Source organism: Actinomycetospora sp. (genome assembly GCF_036497585.1).
Taxonomy (GTDB): Bacteria; Actinomycetota; Actinomycetes; order Mycobacteriales; family Pseudonocardiaceae; genus Actinomycetospora.
The window spans coordinates 1-14802 of record NZ_DASXJD010000210.1 but is presented as its reverse complement, the minus strand read 5'-3'; the positions used below and the strand labels follow the sequence as shown (position 1 = coordinate 14802).

Sequence of the window (14802 nt, the reverse complement as noted above, 5' to 3'; positions counted from 1 at the left end):
TAGTGCGCGTGGCGCTGCGCGCGGCCCTCGGCGGGGTCGCGCTGACGATCCTGCTGGTGGCCTGCTCCGTCCTGCCCTCTCCGGTCCGCCCGGGCGATCCCGCGCCCGCCGTGCAGACCGCACCCGCCGCGGCACCGGCCGCGCAGACGAGCACGGAACCGACCACGACGACGGCGGCCGCCCCCGTCCGGCAGGGGGCCCGGGCCCCCGACGGGCCGCTGCCGACGGTCCGCGTCGCCCCGTACGTCGACCTGACGACGCCGCCGCTGCCCGATCTGGGCGCGCTCGCCGCCGACTCGGGGCAGCGCGACGTCGTGCTCGCGTTCGTGCTCGCGGGCGCCACCTGCACCCCGACCTGGGGCGGCACGACCCCCGTCGACGACCCGGGGGTGCTGCGCACGGTCGCGGCGCTCAAGGCTCGCGGCGGCACGCCGACGGTCTCCTCCGGCGGCGCCGTCGGCACCTACCTCGAGACTCGCTGCCCCGACGCGCGGTCCCTCGCCACGGCGTACGGGAAGGCCCTCGACGCCGTCGGCACCGACCAGCTCGACATCGACGTGGAGACCGACACCGGCCGGGCCGTGTCCGTCTCGCGGATCGCCGACGCGTTGGCGCTGCTACAGCGCGAGCGGGGCACGCGGGTGACGCTGACCGTCCAGGTCCAGGACGCCTCGTCGGGGATGACCGCGACGGCGAAGGAGCTCCTGCGCGCGGTGTCCGACGACGGCGTCGCAGCCCGGGTCAACCTCATGGTCATGAACTTCTCCGCGGGCGGCTCGTGGTCGTCCGCGATGCTCGGGGCCGCGGCCGCCTCCACCCGCACCCTGCAGGCGATGTGGCCGGGCAGCGATCCCGCCGAGGTCGCGTCCCGCGTCGGGGTCACGCTGATGGTCGGGCGCAACGACACCGACGCTACGACGACCCTGGCCGACGCCCAGGCCGTCGTCGCCGGGGCGCGAAAGGCCGGGTACGGCTTCGTCGGGGCGTGGTCGCTGCTGCGCGACAACGGCGGGTGCGCCGGCACCGACGAGGAGCAGGACGACTGCAGCGGCATCGACCAGGACCGGTGGGCCTTCACCCACGCCTTGCAGCGCTTCGGCTGACCCCGGAGGCCGGGGTCAGCCGAGCGCCGTCAGTTCCCGGTGGTCAGCACCATCCGGAAGCGCGCGTCGTTCGCCATCATCTTCTCGTAGGCCTCGGCCGCCTTCTCGAGCGGCATCGTCTCGATCATCGGGCGCACCCCGGTGATCTGGGAGAAGTTCAGCGTGTCCTCGGAGTCCTTCGACGTGCCCGACGGGTGCCCGGCGACCTGGGTCGCGGGACCGATGAGCGACATGGGCTCCACCGTCAGCGGGGTTTCGGCGGCGCCGAGCACCACGAGCTGACCGCGCGGCGCGAGGCCCGGGACGAGGGCGGAGATCGCCTCCCCGCTGGTGGCGGTCGCGAGGATCGTCGTCGTCCCGCCCAGCTCGGCGAGGGCGGCGCCCGGGTCGGTCGCCTGCGAGTCGATGTGGTGGTGGGCGCCGAACTGCTTGGCGAGATCGGCCTTGTCGGTGCCGCGGGAGATCGCGACCACCTCACAGCCCATCCGTGCCGCGAACTGGAGCGCGAGGTGGCCGAGGCCGCCGATGCCGAGCACCGCCACGCGGTCGCCCGGCCGGGCCGGGCTGGAGCGCAGCGCGTGGAACGTCGTCACCCCGGCGCACAGCAGCGGCGCCGCGTCCTCGGCAGAGAGGTCGTCCGGGACGCGGGCCAGCGCGTCGGCCGGCACGACGAGGGCGTCGGCGTAGCCGCCGTCGAAGGTGACGCCCGGGATGCGGCCGTTCTCGCAGGTGATGAAGTCCCCGCGGCGGCACGGCTCGCAGTGGTAGCAGGCCCCGCCGAACCAGCCCACGCCGACGCGGTCGCCGGGCGAGTACTCGGCGGTCACGTTCGGACCGAGGGCGTCGACGACCCCGACGACCTCGTGGCCCGGGATGATCGGGAACGGCGTCGCGTCCCCCATCACGCCCTCCTTGGCGAACATGTCCGAGTGGCAGACCCCGCAGGCCTGCACCGTCACCCGCACCTCGCCCTCGCCGGGCTCGGGCAGGTCTCGCTCGACCAGCTCGAAGTCGGCTCCGGCCTTCGGCACCTGCACTGCACGCACGTCGTCACTCCACCTCTGGGGTCGGTCACCGGGCCCGGTATCCGTGATCGCGTACCCGCGCACCGCTCGGGCGACGCGCTCGTCGACGTGGGTCACCCTTCTCGCGACGGCCACCCGGCACGATGACCGCCGGGTAGGGTGACCCTCACCCGCGCCCTCCCCGGACCGCGCGGGCCGTCGTGCGGGAGGTGCACCGTGGAGTCCCCGTCCGTCTCCGCCGCGTCGCCCTCGGAGCCGCCGGAACCGGGCTCGCCCGACCACCCGACGGCCGTGGGTCCCCTCGGGCTCCCCGGAGCACCGGCGCCGTACGTGACCGCGCTCCCCGACTCCGGGGACCGTCCCCTCGTCGTCCTCGTGGACGCGCCCAGCGGCCTCGAGCGCCGGCTCATCGAGCGCTGGCTCGCCGGGGTCGCCCCGACCAACGGCCGCCGCGTGGAGACGGTGCCGGCCGAGGGCGAGCAGCTCGCCGCCCGCCTGACCCGCGGCGACAACGCGCTCCTGGTGCCGGTCCGGCTCGTGTGGGAGCCCGCCGGTTCCGCGCCCGAGAAGTCGCTGCCCCGCCTGCTCGACGCGGTGACCCGCCGCTCGCGGTGGCGCGACCGCGCCCGCGCGGCCCGCGCCAACCAGGGCCGGACCGACCGCACCCGGCACCGCATCGTCGTCGGACGTCCGGCGACGATGCGCGAGCTCCTCGTGCGCCACCGCCGGGAGCGGATGGGCACCGCCACCGAGGACTTCGTCCGCTTCGTCGTCCAGCAGGCCAAGCTCGCCCTCGACCGCGCCGAGCGCGGGGTGCTGGGCAACCGTTCCAAGGTGCCGCGCGAGGTCAGCGACCAGATCGTGGGCGGGGCACACTTCGCCCGCGAGGTCCGCCGGCTGGCCGCCGAGACCGGCCGGCCCGAGGAGGACGTGGCGGCCGAGTTCGAGAAGGACCTCCAGAGCCTCGTCGCGGCGATGGACCCGACCGCGGTGGACCTGTTCTCCGGGGTCCTGCGCCCGATGCACGACCGGGCGTGGGAGGTGCACGCCGACACCAGCGGACTCGAGCCGCTGCGCGAGCTCAACGCCGAGCACGCGCTGGTCTTCCTGCCCTCGCACCGCTCCTACACCGACCCGTTCGTGCTGGCCGAGGTGCTCCGGGCGAACGACTTCCCGCGCAACCACGTGCTCGGCGGCAACAACCTGCGCATCTGGGGCCTCGAGGCGCTGGCACGGCGCAGCGGGATCATCTTCATCCGCCGCAGCTTCGGCAAGGACGTCGTCTACAAGTCCGTGGTGCGCGAGTACTTCTCGTGGCTCGTGGCCAAGCGGTTCAACCTCGAGTGGTACATGGAGGGCGGCCGGTCGAGGACCGGGAAGCTGCGCCCGCCCAAGTACGGGCTGCTCGCCGACGTCGCGCACGCCGTGGAGACCCGCCGCGCCTCCGACGTCTACCTGGTGCCCGTGTCGATCATGCACGACCAGCTCCAGGAAGTGCACCAGATGGCGGCCGAGCAGACCGGCACCGCCAAGACGCCCGAGGGGCTGCGCTGGCTGGCCGGCTACGCCCGCGCGCAGCGCCGGCCCGTCGGGTCGCTGCACGTCAGCTTCGGGGAGCCGCTGTCGCTGCGCCAGGCGCTCTCCAGCGCGGGCGACCCGGCCCTCGAGCGCAGCCCGGACTCCCTCGACGGCGAGTCCGGCGACTCGCCGGCGCGTCGCCTGGCGCTGCAGAAGACCGCCTTCGAGGTCTTCGTGCGCATCAACCGGGTCACCCCGGTCACGCCGATCGCGCTGGCCGCCCTCGCGCTGCTCGGGGTCCGCGACCGGGCGCTGACCCTCTCGCAGGTGCGCCGGGTCGTGGAACCGGTCCTCGACTACGTCGAGGCCCGCAAGCTCCCGCACACCGGCGTGGAGTCGTTGCGGACCAACGGCGGCGTCGCGGAGGCACTGCTCTCGCTGCGCCAGGAGAAGGTGGTGAGCGCCTACACCGAGGGGACCGAGCCGGTCTTCTCCGTCGAGCCGGGCCACCACATCGTCGCGGCCTTCTACCGGAACTCGGCCATCCACCACTTCGTCAACCGCGCGATCGTCGAGCTCTCGGTGCTCGAGGTCGACGACGCCGACGACGGCCGCGCGGCGCTGGCGGCGGGCTTCACCCACGCGCTCGCGCTGCGCGACCTGCTCAAGTACGAGTTCTTCTTCCCGGACAAGGAGACCTTCCGCGCCGAGATGGCCGCGGAGCTCTCGCTGATCGACCCCGACTGGACCGAGGCCGGACGACCGGTGTCGCGCACCAAGGAGATCCTGCTCGCGAGCAAGTTCCTGTGCGCCCACCGCGTGCTGCGCTCGTTCGTGGACGCCCAGTGGCTCTTCGCGGAACGGCTCGCGGCGTGGGACGTCAACCGGCCGGTGGTCGAGGCGGAGCTGTTCGACGACTGCTCGGCGGTCGGGCAGCAGCTGCTGCTGCAGGGGCGGCTGCACGGTCCGGAGGCACTGAGTCGGGAGCTGTTCGCATCGGCGCTGCGCCTGGCGGGCAATAGAGGTCTCGTGGAGGTCCCCGACACCGCAGCCAGCACCGCGCGCGCCACGACCGTGGAGGCGGAGCGCGCCGAGCTGGCCGCCCGCCGCCGGGCGTTCGCCGACGAGGTGCGGGACGTGGTCGGGCGGGTCGTCCGCATCGACGAGACCGACGCCCGCAACCGACAGGAGAGCACCGGTGTCCGACCCTGACGTCGCCGGCGGCGCCGCCGCGCAACTGCTCGAGGACGTCGCGAACAGCCCCGAGGGACCGCACATCGGGGCGTTCTTCGACTTCGACGGCACGGTGATCGCCGGCTACTCGGTGATGGCGTTCATGCGCCACCACGTGCGCAACCTCGACATCCAGCTGGAGACGACGCTGCGCACGCTGCTGGCCGGGACGCAGCGCCTGGAGACCGAGGAGGACTTCCGGAAGTTCCTCCAGATCACGGGGCGCACCTGGGCGGGCCGCACCCCGGAGGAGCTGGACAAGCTGGGCCGGCAGCTGTTCCGCGACGAGATCGGGCCCTCGGTGTACCCGGAGGCCTGGCGGCTGGTCCGGGCCCACCTCGAGCGGAACCACACGGTCGTGCTGGCCTCGTCCGCGACGATCTTCCAGGTCGGCCCGGCCGCGAAGGCCCTCGGGATCGAGCACACCCTCTACACCGCGCTGGAGGTGGACGAGCACGGGAAGCTGACCGGCCATCCCGAGGGGCGCACGCCGTACGGCGAGGGCAAGGCGGCGGCGGTCAAGGACTTCGCCGCGGCGCACCAGGTCGACCTCGACGCCAGCTTCGCGTACTCCAACGGCAACGAGGACGTGCCCTTCCTCGCCACCGTCGGCCGACCCACGGCGGTCAACCCCTCGGGTGGGCTGCGGCGCGCCGCCGCGGAGCGCGGTTGGCCGATCGTCGACTTCGAGGGCCGCCCCTGGGCCGGCCCGGTCGAGGTGGCCCGCACTGCGGCGACCTACGCGGGGATGATGGGCGGGTTCGCGACGGGCCTCGGGCTGGGTCTGCTCGGCGGGTCGAGGCGCGCGGGCCTCAACATGGGGATCGGGCTCGGCGGCGACCTCTCACTGCTGGCCTCCGGCGTGCAGCTCGACGTCCACGGCGCCCACCACATCTGGGACGCCCAGCCCGCAGTCTTCTTGTTCAACCACCAGAGCCAGCTCGACGTGCTCGTGCTCGGCGGGCTGCTCCGCGGCAACTTCGCGCCCGTGGCGAAGAAGGAGCTCGCGACCAACCCGCTCTTCGGGCCGCTGATGCGCCTGCTCGAGACGGCGTTCGTCGACCGCGCCGACAACGCGCAGGCCCGCAAGGCCCTCGAGCCCGCCGTCGAGCGGCTGCGCTCCGGGGTGTCCGTCGTCATCGCGCCCGAGGGCACCCGCTCACCGACCCCCAGCCCCGGCCGGTTCAAGAAGGGCGCCTTCCACCTCGCGATGCAGGCCGGCGTGCCCGTGGTGCCGCTGGTGTTCCGCAACACCGGCGAGCTCATGGGCCGCAACGCGATGATCATCCACCCGGGTGTGGTGCAGGTGGCCGTGCTGCCGCCGATCGACGTCTCGGAGTGGGACCCCGAGAACCTCGACGAGCACATCGAGAGCGTCCGGCAGCTCTACCTCGACACCCTCGCCCACTGGCCGGGCGAGGACTGAGCGACCTCTGGTGGCAGCAATGTGCCGTTGATGGCACCTGACGTCAGGACGGCGCCGCTCACTCCCCGCTGGCTAGCGGCCGACGAAGCGCGCCGGTCGCCTCTCCTCCCGGGCGCGCCGGCCCTCGACGAGGTCCTCGCTCGCCCAGCAGGCCGCGAACGCTGCACCCACCGCGTCGAGCGTCTCGGGGTCGCGGGTGTCCTCGAGCAGCCGGTTCACCGCGAGCTTGTTGTAGGCCAGCGTGAGCGGGGCCAGCTCGGCGATCTCGGCCGCCCAGGCCAGCGCGTCCTCGGGGGAGCCGGTGCGGTCGACCAACCCGTGCGCGAGCGCCGCCGCGTGGTCGAGCTGTTCGCAGGCCAGGAGCATCCGCCGCGCCGGGCCGCCGCCCGCGAGCAGCGCCAGCCGTCGCACGGTCCACGGGTCCACGGCGAGCCCGAGGGCCGCCGTCGGGAGCGCGAGGACCGCGCGGTCGGCGGCCACGCGCAGGTCCGCCGCGATCGCGAGCTGGGTGCCGGCGCCGATCGCGGCGCCGTGGACGGCGGCGATCACCGGGACGGGCACCGCGACCACCCGGTGCAGCATCGCGTAGAGGGCGTCGAGGAAGCCCGCGTCGCCGACGGTGTCGAGGTCCGCCCCGGAGCAGAAGGCACTGCCCTCCCCGGTGAGCACCACGGCCCGCGTCCCGCCCTCGACGGCCTCGTCGAGCGCGGCGTGCAGGTCGCGGCAGTGGGCGGTGTTCAGCGCGTTGCGCCGGTCGTGCCGCGCGATCCGCAGCTCGGTGACGGCGCCGTGGGACTGGGACTCGATCACGACGCCGCAGTCTGCCGCGCCGTCGCCTCGCGGTACGCCTCGGCCAGCCGCTCGGTCGCCGAGGGCCCCGCCGGGGCCGGCGCGCCGAGGTGCACGGCACGCAGCTCGTCCATGAACGACTCCCACAGCGCCGGCCCGCCGGACTCCAGCAGCTCCGCGCGCACCCGCAACGGCTCGTCCGTCGGGCGGTGGCGCAGCCCCCACGACCCGAGCGCCGCGAAGACCGGCACGAGCTGGATCGCGGCCTCGGTGAGGCTGTAGGTCGCACGACGGCCGCGCCCCGCGTCGTCACGGGTGAGCAGGCCGGAGGCGACGAGACTGCGCAGCCGGTCGGCGAGGATGTTCGACGCGATGCCCTCCTGGCTTCCCGCGAGCAGCTCGCGGAAGTGCCGACGGCCGCCGAAGACGACGTCGCGGAGCACCAGCAGGCTCCACCGGTCCCCGAACGCCTCCACGGCCTGGTTGATCGGACAGCCCGACCTCGGTGCGCGCTCCATGGTGGTTGCACTTTACCACTGGCTAGTCGTACCGTGGCGGTACTGATTGCAAAGTGCCATCACTCGTGAGGAGCCCGCCCTGGCCCGCCACAGCACCGTCGAGCGCCCGGACGGGGCCACCCTCGCCGTCGAGACCCTGGGCCACGACGACGGCCCGGTGCTGCTCCTGCTCCCCGGTTCCTGCTCGTCGCGACGGGCGGCGTCCAGACGCGTGACTGGTGGGACGACGGGTTCTGCGCCCGGCTCGTCGCGCTCGGCCTGCGGGTCGTGCGGTACGACCCGCGCGACACCGGCGAGTCGACCCACTGGCCGCCCGGCGCGCCCGGCTACACCGCGGTGGACCTCCGGGACGACGCGCTCGCCGTCCTCGACGCGCTCGGGGTGCCGCGGGGCCACCTCGTGGGGCTGTCGGCGGGCGGCGGGATCGCGCAAGAGCTCGCGCTGGCGTTCCCGGAGCGGGTCGCATCGCTGACCTTGATCGCGACCACCGCGGTCGACCCTCGGGTCGGCCCGCTGCCGCGCATGAGCCCCGACGTCGGACGCGCCCTCGCCGGGTCCCCGACGCCCGACTCCCGCGACCCGACGGCCGCGGTCGACGCGCTCGTCGAGGCCGAGCGGCTCGTCGCCGGCCCGACCGCCTTCGACGAGGCCCGGGTCCGCGCGATCGCGCGGCGCGTCGTGGCGCGCAGCCGGGACCTCGCGGCGAGCGCGAACCACCACCTGGTCACCGACCCCGGCGACGGCCCGGACGACCTGGCGGCGCTCCCGGGGCTGCCCACCCTCGTCGTCCACGGCACCGCCGACCCCCTCTTCCCGGCCGAGCACGGCCGTGCCCTCGCGGCGGCGATCCCCGGGGCCCGCCTGCTCGAGGTCGTGGGGATGGGTCACCAGCTGCCGCCGGCCGCGTCGTGGGACGTCGTCGTCGACGGAGTGGCCGGCCTCGTCGGGATGGTGGCGCAGAGCGCCGATGCGTGAACGGCCCTGTCGGCGTGCTCCCCTTCTTCTCGCGGAGGACGCCAGGAACGTGCCGTTCCTGGCGCTCGCCCCCGGGGGTCCCGGTGACCGGGACGGGCCGGCCGCCGGGCCGGCAGCGGAGGGGCATGATCGGGGCGTGTCCACCGAGAGCCCGCAGCGCAGCGACCCCAGGGTCGACGTCCCCGAGCCCCTCTTCGCCGACGCCGCCGCGGAGACCCGCTGGCGCGGCAGGTTCACCGCCGCCCGGATCTCGGTGCCGGAGTGGGCCCGGGACGCTCCCGCCCGGAGCGTGTACTCCTCGAACGCCAGCGGCACCTGGGAGGTCTACGCCTGGGATCGCGACGCCGACACCCACCGACAGGTCACCGACCGCCCGCAGGGGACCCGCGGCGCCACGGTCTCGGTGGACGGCGCGGACATCTGGTGGTTCGACGACACCGACGGCGACGAGTTCGGCACGTGGGTGCGCGAGCCCTTCGCCGCCCGCGGGGCGCAGGCCGAGCAGGCCGTCCCCGGCGCCGAGCGCGGCTACCCGGCGGGCCTGGACCTCGGGCGCACGACGACCGCGATCGGCTGGTCCACCGACGACGGGTCGACGCTCGCCGTCGCGGTCGGGGACGCGTCGCTGCGCACCGTCTACGCGCACACCGAGGACGCCGGCGTCGGGGGGCTCTCGCGCGACGAGACGCTGCTCACGATCTCGCACTCCGAGCACGGCGACTCCCGCCACCCCGCGATCCGGGTGCTGCGGGTCGCTGACGGCTCCCCGGTCGCCGATCTGTACGACGGCGAGGGCAAGGGCCTGGACCCGGTCGAGTTCGCCCCGGTGGCGGGCGACACCCGGCTGCTGGTCGGCCACGAGCGCCGCGGCCGCGACGAGCTGCTGATCTGGGACCCGGTCGCGGGCACCGAGACCGAGCTCGACATCGACCTGCCCGGCGACCTCTCCGCCGGCTTCTACCCCGACGCGTCCGCGCTGCTCGTCGCGCACACCCGCGCCGGCCGGACCACGCTGCACCGCTACGACCTCGCGACCGGGGAGCTCACCGACCTCCCGACGGCGTCCGGCTCGGTGGGGGGCGCCGACGTGCGGCCCGACGGGTCGATCGAGTACGGGTGGTCGTCGGCGGAGCAGCCGTCGTCGGTGCGGGTGCTGCGGCCCGACGGGACCGACGAGGTACTGCTGACACCCCCGGGGGACCGTCCGGCGCCGTCGGTGCGCCTGGACGACGCCTGGGTCGCCGGCCCCGGGGGCGACGTGCACGCCCTGTATGCCCGGCCCGAGGGCACCACCGGCCCGGTCCCGACGCTGTTCATGATCCACGGTGGGCCGCAGGCGGCCGACGAGGATCGCTACTCGGCGGTGCGGGCGGTGTGGCTCGACGCCGGGTTCGCGGTGGTGCACGTGAACTACCGCGGCTCGTCGGGCTACGGGTCGGCCTGGCGCGACGCGATCGAGGGCCGGCCGGGGACCACGGAGCTGGAGGACATCGCGGTCGTGCACGCGTGGGCGGTGGAGTCCGGGCTCGCGGACCCGGCGGCGTGCGTGCTCGAGGGCTGGTCGTGGGGCGGGTACCTGACGCTGCTCGGGCTCGGCGTGCAGCCGGAGCGGTGGGCCGCGGGCTGCGCGGGTGTCCCGGTCGCGGACTACGTCGCCGCCTACGAGGACGAGATGGAGCCGCTGCGCGCGTTCGACCGGTCGCTCTTCGGCGGCTCCCCCACCGAGGTCGGCGAGCGCTATCGGAGCGCGTCGCCGCTGACCTATCTCGACGAGGTGTCCGCGCCGGTCCTCGTGCTGGCCGGGGAGAACGACCCACGCTGTCCCATCCGGCAGATCGACAACTACCTGGACGGCCTGGCCGCCCGCGGGAGGGAGTACGCGATGGTCCGCTACGACGCCGGCCACGGCTCGCTGGTGGTCGCCGAGACGCTGCGGCACACCGAGGCCGAGATCGCGTTCGCGCGCCACGCGCTGGGGCTGCCGCTGCCGATCCCGGCGCGGGGGTGAGCGCGGTGGCGCGGGAGACGCAGCGCAGCGGAGCTCGACCGTGACGACGCTGCCGCGGCGGCGAGCGGACCGTGGCTACTGGGTCCTCTCGGACAACCCGCAGGCGGTCGAGCGGATCGCGGGTACCGGCTACGACTACGTCTGCTTCGACGCCCAGCACGGCCTGCTCGACTACCGGGCGCTCCCGGCCGGGATGACCGCGCTCGACGCCCGCGGCTGCGCCGGACCCGTTCGCGTGCCGGAGAACCAGCAGTTCTGGATCGGCCAGGCCCCCGACGTCGGCGCGCGCGGCGTCGTCGTGCCGATGGTGAACAACGGCGAGGAGGCCCGGGCCGCCGGCGCCTAGCCGGCCGTCACGGCGCGGAGCTCGCCCAGCGCCTCCCGGATGCACGTCCCGAGGTCACGGCCGTCGTCGGAGCGGAGCCAGCGCTCGAAGGCCATCCGGAAGACGGCGACGGCGCTCGAGGCGGCGAGTGCCGCGGCGGCTCCGGGCACCCCGCGGCCCTCGAGCCCGGTACTGAGGGCGGCGACCAGGCCCTCCATCTTGATGAGCTCGCGCTCGCGCAGCTCCGGGTGGGCGTTGATGACGGCCTGCCGCGCCCGGGGCCCGTCGGGACGGTCCCCGAAGATCTCCGCGCTCGCCCCGACCGCGACCACCGCGGCGTCGAGCGCGGAGAGCTCCGCCGGCGCCTCGGCGAGGGCGACGACGATGCGCGCGGTCAGCTCCTCCTGCCCGGCGAAGAGGACCTCCCGCTTGTCGGCGAAGTGCCGGAAGAAGGTGCGCTCGGTGAGCTCCGCCCGGGCCGCGATCTCGGCCACGGTGGTCTGCTCGAACCCGCGCTCGGCGAACAGGTCGAAGGCCGCGCGCTGTAGGCGCCCGCGTGCTCCCGGCACCCAGCGACCCATGCCCCCACTGTAGTGATGTCAGCGGCTGACATCGAGTGCTACGCTCATGTCAGTTGCTGACATCAGCAGCGAGGGCTTCCTCGAAGGGACTTCTCATGCGCGTGTTCGTCACCGGGGCCTCGGGCTGGATCGGCTCGGCCGTCGTCCCGGAACTGATCGACGCGGGGCACGAGGTCACCGGCCTCGCCCGGTCCGAGGGCTCGGCGGCCGCCGTCGAGGCCGCCGGCGGCACAGCGGTGCGCGGGGACATCGACGACCTCGGCCTCCTGCGCGGGACCGCCGCCGCGTCCGACGCGGTCGTCCACCTGGCCTTTCGCCACGACATCGCGTTCTCGGGCGGCTTCGCCGACGCGGTCGCCTCCGACGCGGCCGCGATCGACGCCCTCGGGGAGGGGCTCCCCGACGGCGGAGCGCTGACCATCGCGGGCGGCGTCCTCGGGCTGGCCGTCGACGCGGTGCCGGCCACGGAGCGGGACGTCCCGGCCGCGGACAGCATGGCGGCCGGGCGGCAGGCGTCGACGACCCTCGCGCTGGGGTTCGCGCCGCGGCTCCGCTCGTCGGTCGTGCGACTCTCCCCGACGGTGCACGGCGACGGCGACGGGGGGTTCATCCCGACGCTGATCGCCCGCGCGCGGCGGCGCGGCGTGGCCGGCTACCTCGGCGAGGGTTCGGCCCGGTGGACCGCGGTGCACCGCTCGGACGCCGCGCGGCTCTTCCGGCTCGCGATCGAGGTCGCCCCGGCCGGGTCGGTGCTGCACGCGGTCGACGACGAGGGGTTGCGGATCCGCGAGATCGCCGAGGCAATCGGTCGCAACCTCGACGTGCCGGTGCGGCAGATCTCCCCCGACGAGGCGGGCGAGCAGTTCGGCTTCCTGGCCGGCTTCGTCGAGCTCGACAGCCCGGCCTCGAGCGCGATCACCCGGGAGGTCACCGGCTGGTCGCCGGCCGGCGCCGGGCTGATCGAGGACCTGGACAAGGGTCACTACTTCGCGCCGGGTGCGGCGACGAAGTACTGAGCCCCTGGGTTTCGAGCGAAGGGCGCCTCCGGTCGATAGAGCCGACCGTGGGCGCCCCTCGCCGGAACGCGCGCGACCAGCCCGGAACGAGCGAAGGGCCCCTTCGCTCGACTAGATCGAGCAACGGGGCCCTTCGGTCGGAACGGGGGACTCAGGCCGTCTTGGCCTGCCACATCCAGTGGGCCTCCTCGAGCTTCGCCGTCCGGGCGATGAGCAGGTCCTGCGTGACGGGGTCGAGCTCCTCCGTGGCGGCGATCCGCTCGCGCATCCGCGCGCTCAGCCCCGCGAGGGTCTCGACGACCGCGTGATTCACGTCCTCGGCCCGGCCACGAACACGACGCGGCCCGTCCCACGACGGGGACGGGCCGCGACGGATCGGTTGGCTCAGCTCTGCGACAGGACCTTCTGCTCCTGGCCCTTGAGCTCGCGCACCTTCGCCTCGATGCGCTCACCCATCGTCTGGTCGATCGACTTCCAGTAGTCGAACGCCCGCTCCAACACGTCCTCGCCGACGCCGGCCGAGAGGTGACCCGAGACGTTGGTGACGAACCGGTCGCGCTCGTCGTCGTTCCAGACCTCGAGCATCATCGTGCGGGCCTGGACCTCGTCGGTGTCCTCGGGGTGCGCCACGTAGGCGGCACGCTGGATCTCGCCGTCGGCGTACCACGACGGCGGCTGGCCGGTCTCGCCCTGCGGGACCTGCGGCGCGCCCTTGGAGTTCGGTGCGTAGACCGGGTCGAGCTTGTTCGTGATGCGGCCCTTGCCCGCGAAGGTGTAGTTGTGCACCGGGTTCTTCGGCGCGTTGACCGGGATCTCCTTGTAGTTGACCCCGAGCCGCGCCCGGTGCGCGTCCGCGTAGGAGAAGCCGCGGGCGAGCAGCATCTTGTCGGGCGAGAGACCCAGCCCCGGCGGGTAGGCGTTCGGCTCGAACGCGATCTGCTCGATCTGCGTGTGGTAGTCGACCGGGTTGGTGTCGAGCGTCATGCGCCCGACCTCCTGCAGCGGGTAGTCGCCGTGCGGCCAGACCTTGGTCAGGTCGAACGGGTTGAACCGGTACGTCTTCGCGTCCTCGAACGGCATGATCTGGACGTGGAGGGTCCAGCTCGGGTACTCGCCGCGCTCGATGGCCTCGAAGAGGTCCTGCTGGTGGTAGTCGGCGTTGGCACCCGCCAGGTTGTCGGCTTCCTCCTGGGTGAGGTAGTCGATTCCCTGATCGGTCTTCCAGTGGTACTTGACCCAGAACTCCTCGCCCTGGGCGTTGATCCACATGTAGGTGTGGCTGCTGTAGCCGTTCATGTGGCGCCAGGTCTTCGGGATGCCCCGGTCACCCATGAGCCACGTGACCTGGTGCTTCGACTCCGGCGACAGGGTCCAGAAGTCCCACTGCATGTCGTGGTCGCGCAGCCCGTTGTTCGCGCGGCGCTTCTGCGAGCGGATGAAGTTCTGGAACTTCATGGGGTCGCGGATGAAGAAGACGGGCGTGTTGTTGCCGACGAGGTCGAAGATCCCCTCGTCGGTGTAGAACTTCACCGAGAAGCCCCGCGGGTCGCGCCAGGTGTCGGGGCTGCCGCGCTCGCCGGCGACGGTCGAGAACCGCACGCCGGTCTCGGTGGTGGCGCCGGGCTGGAACACGGCGGCCTTGGTGTAGCGGCTGAGGTCCTGGGTGACCTCGAACCGCCCGAAGGCGCCGCTGCCCTTGGCGTGCGGCTGACGCTCCGGGATGCGCTCCCGGTTGAAGTTCGCCATCTGCTCGATCAGGTAGTGGTCCTGGAGCAGCAGCGGGCCGCTCTGCCCGACCGTGAGCGAGTACTCGTGGCTCTCGACCGGGATGCCGGAGTCGGTGGTGGCGGTGTGCGCCTGATCCTTCGCGGAAGTCACTGGCACCTCTCCTGTAGTAGAAGACGGATCGGTGGTAGGTCCGAGGGTTACCCGCTCGGGACGGTTCGGCATGCGGGGCACAGGCCCCAGAAGACGACCTCGGCCTCGTCGATCAGGAAGCCGGCGTCGTCGGAGGGGGTCAGGCAGGGACGCTCGTCGACCACGCAGTCGACGTCGACCGTGCGCCCGCAGGAGCGGCAGACGACGTGGTGGTGGTTGTCGCCGGTGCGGGTCTCGTAGCGCGCCGCCGACCCCGCGGGCTCGATCCGCCGCACCAGGCCCGCGTCGACGCACGCCGCGAGGACGTCGTAGACCGCCTGCTGACCGTCATGATGGGCCATACCCTGCCACCGGATCTGGAACAGGTCAAGAAAAGGGTCCCGTGGACCGGGGCCACCGCGCACAGC

General features: G+C 73.8%; 13 protein-coding genes and 1 pseudogene. 7 read left to right on the top strand and 7 right to left on the bottom strand.

The window, feature by feature from the left end; translation table 11 throughout:
* Nucleotides 1-8 precede the first annotated feature (8 nt).
* The gene (locus tag VGH76_RS20910) at nucleotides 9-1103 is read left to right on the top strand and encodes a carbohydrate-binding protein CenC (RefSeq protein ID WP_331558648.1); all 1095 of its coding nucleotides are present in this window, start codon (nucleotides 9-11) and stop codon (nucleotides 1101-1103) included.
* Nucleotides 1104-1132: 29 nt separating this feature from the next.
* Here the strand turns inward: VGH76_RS20910 and VGH76_RS20905 are convergent, their stop codons facing one another.
* On the bottom strand, nucleotides 1133-2149 hold the full coding sequence (locus tag VGH76_RS20905) for an alcohol dehydrogenase (RefSeq protein ID WP_331558647.1): 1017 nt from the start codon (nucleotides 2147-2149) through the stop codon (nucleotides 1133-1135).
* Between the two features lie 195 nt (nucleotides 2150-2344).
* Between VGH76_RS20905 and VGH76_RS20900 the strand changes: the two genes are divergently transcribed.
* The gene (locus VGH76_RS20900) at nucleotides 2345-4858 is read left to right on the top strand and encodes a glycerol-3-phosphate 1-O-acyltransferase (RefSeq protein ID WP_331558646.1); all 2514 of its coding nucleotides are present in this window, start codon (nucleotides 2345-2347) and stop codon (nucleotides 4856-4858) included.
* Nucleotides 4845-6305 (top strand): HAD-IB family hydrolase, encoded by a 1461-nt coding sequence (locus tag VGH76_RS20895; RefSeq protein WP_331558645.1) that lies wholly within the window; start codon nucleotides 4845-4847, stop codon nucleotides 6303-6305. The genes VGH76_RS20900 and VGH76_RS20895 overlap by 14 nt, the downstream gene beginning before the upstream one ends.
* Before the next feature lie 72 nt (nucleotides 6306-6377).
* Here the strand turns inward: VGH76_RS20895 and VGH76_RS20890 are convergent, their stop codons facing one another.
* Nucleotides 6378-7115 (bottom strand): enoyl-CoA hydratase, encoded by a 738-nt coding sequence (locus VGH76_RS20890; RefSeq protein WP_331558644.1) that lies wholly within the window; start codon nucleotides 7113-7115, stop codon nucleotides 6378-6380.
* The gene (locus VGH76_RS20885; protein ID WP_331558643.1) at nucleotides 7112-7612 is read right to left on the bottom strand and encodes a helix-turn-helix domain-containing protein; all 501 of its coding nucleotides are present in this window, start codon (nucleotides 7610-7612) and stop codon (nucleotides 7112-7114) included. Before VGH76_RS20885 ends, VGH76_RS20890 begins: the two co-directional genes overlap by 4 nt.
* Nucleotides 7613-7792: 180 nt before the next feature.
* On the opposite strand from VGH76_RS20885, the gene VGH76_RS20880 reads away from it, so the two are divergent.
* From VGH76_RS20880 to VGH76_RS20870, 3 genes are all read left to right on the top strand, one after another.
* Nucleotides 7793-8587, top strand: a complete 795-nt coding sequence (locus VGH76_RS20880) for an alpha/beta hydrolase (protein ID WP_331558669.1) — start codon at nucleotides 7793-7795, stop codon at nucleotides 8585-8587.
* A 136-nt stretch (nucleotides 8588-8723) separates the two neighbouring features.
* A complete protein-coding gene (locus VGH76_RS20875) occupies nucleotides 8724-10595 on the top strand; it encodes a S9 family peptidase (RefSeq protein ID WP_331558642.1) in 1872 nt (623 codons plus the stop codon).
* Nucleotides 10596-10635: 40 nt separating this feature from the next.
* On the top strand, nucleotides 10636-10941 hold the full coding sequence (locus VGH76_RS20870; RefSeq protein ID WP_331558641.1) for an aldolase/citrate lyase family protein: 306 nt from the start codon (nucleotides 10636-10638) through the stop codon (nucleotides 10939-10941).
* Here the strand turns inward: VGH76_RS20870 and VGH76_RS20865 are convergent.
* Nucleotides 10938-11501 (bottom strand): TetR/AcrR family transcriptional regulator, encoded by a 564-nt coding sequence (locus VGH76_RS20865; RefSeq protein WP_331558640.1) that lies wholly within the window; start codon nucleotides 11499-11501, stop codon nucleotides 10938-10940. The genes VGH76_RS20870 and VGH76_RS20865 overlap by 4 nt on opposite strands.
* A gap of 95 nt (nucleotides 11502-11596) precedes the next feature.
* Here VGH76_RS20865 and VGH76_RS20860 point away from each other — a divergent pair, with 95 nt between their 5' ends.
* Nucleotides 11597-12517, top strand: coding sequence for an SDR family oxidoreductase (locus tag VGH76_RS20860; RefSeq protein ID WP_331558639.1), 921 nt, complete (start codon nucleotides 11597-11599; stop codon nucleotides 12515-12517).
* Nucleotides 12518-12668: 151 nt separating this feature from the next.
* Here VGH76_RS20860 and VGH76_RS20855 read toward each other — a convergent pair whose 3' ends face one another.
* From VGH76_RS20855 to VGH76_RS20845, 3 genes and pseudogenes are all read right to left on the bottom strand, one after another.
* Complete coding sequence (locus VGH76_RS20855) at nucleotides 12669-12830, bottom strand: hypothetical protein (protein ID WP_331558638.1); 162 nt, start codon at nucleotides 12828-12830, stop codon at nucleotides 12669-12671.
* A 71-nt stretch (nucleotides 12831-12901) separates the two neighbouring features.
* Nucleotides 12902-14395 carry a catalase gene (locus VGH76_RS20850; protein ID WP_331558637.1) on the bottom strand — a complete coding sequence of 498 codons (1494 nt, stop codon included), beginning with the start codon at nucleotides 14393-14395 and terminating at the stop codon, nucleotides 12902-12904.
* Nucleotides 14396-14442: 47 nt separating this feature from the next.
* A pseudogene (locus tag VGH76_RS20845) lies at nucleotides 14443-14715 on the bottom strand (Fur family transcriptional regulator); the annotation flags it as partial.
* Nucleotides 14716-14802: the final 87 nt, after the last annotated feature.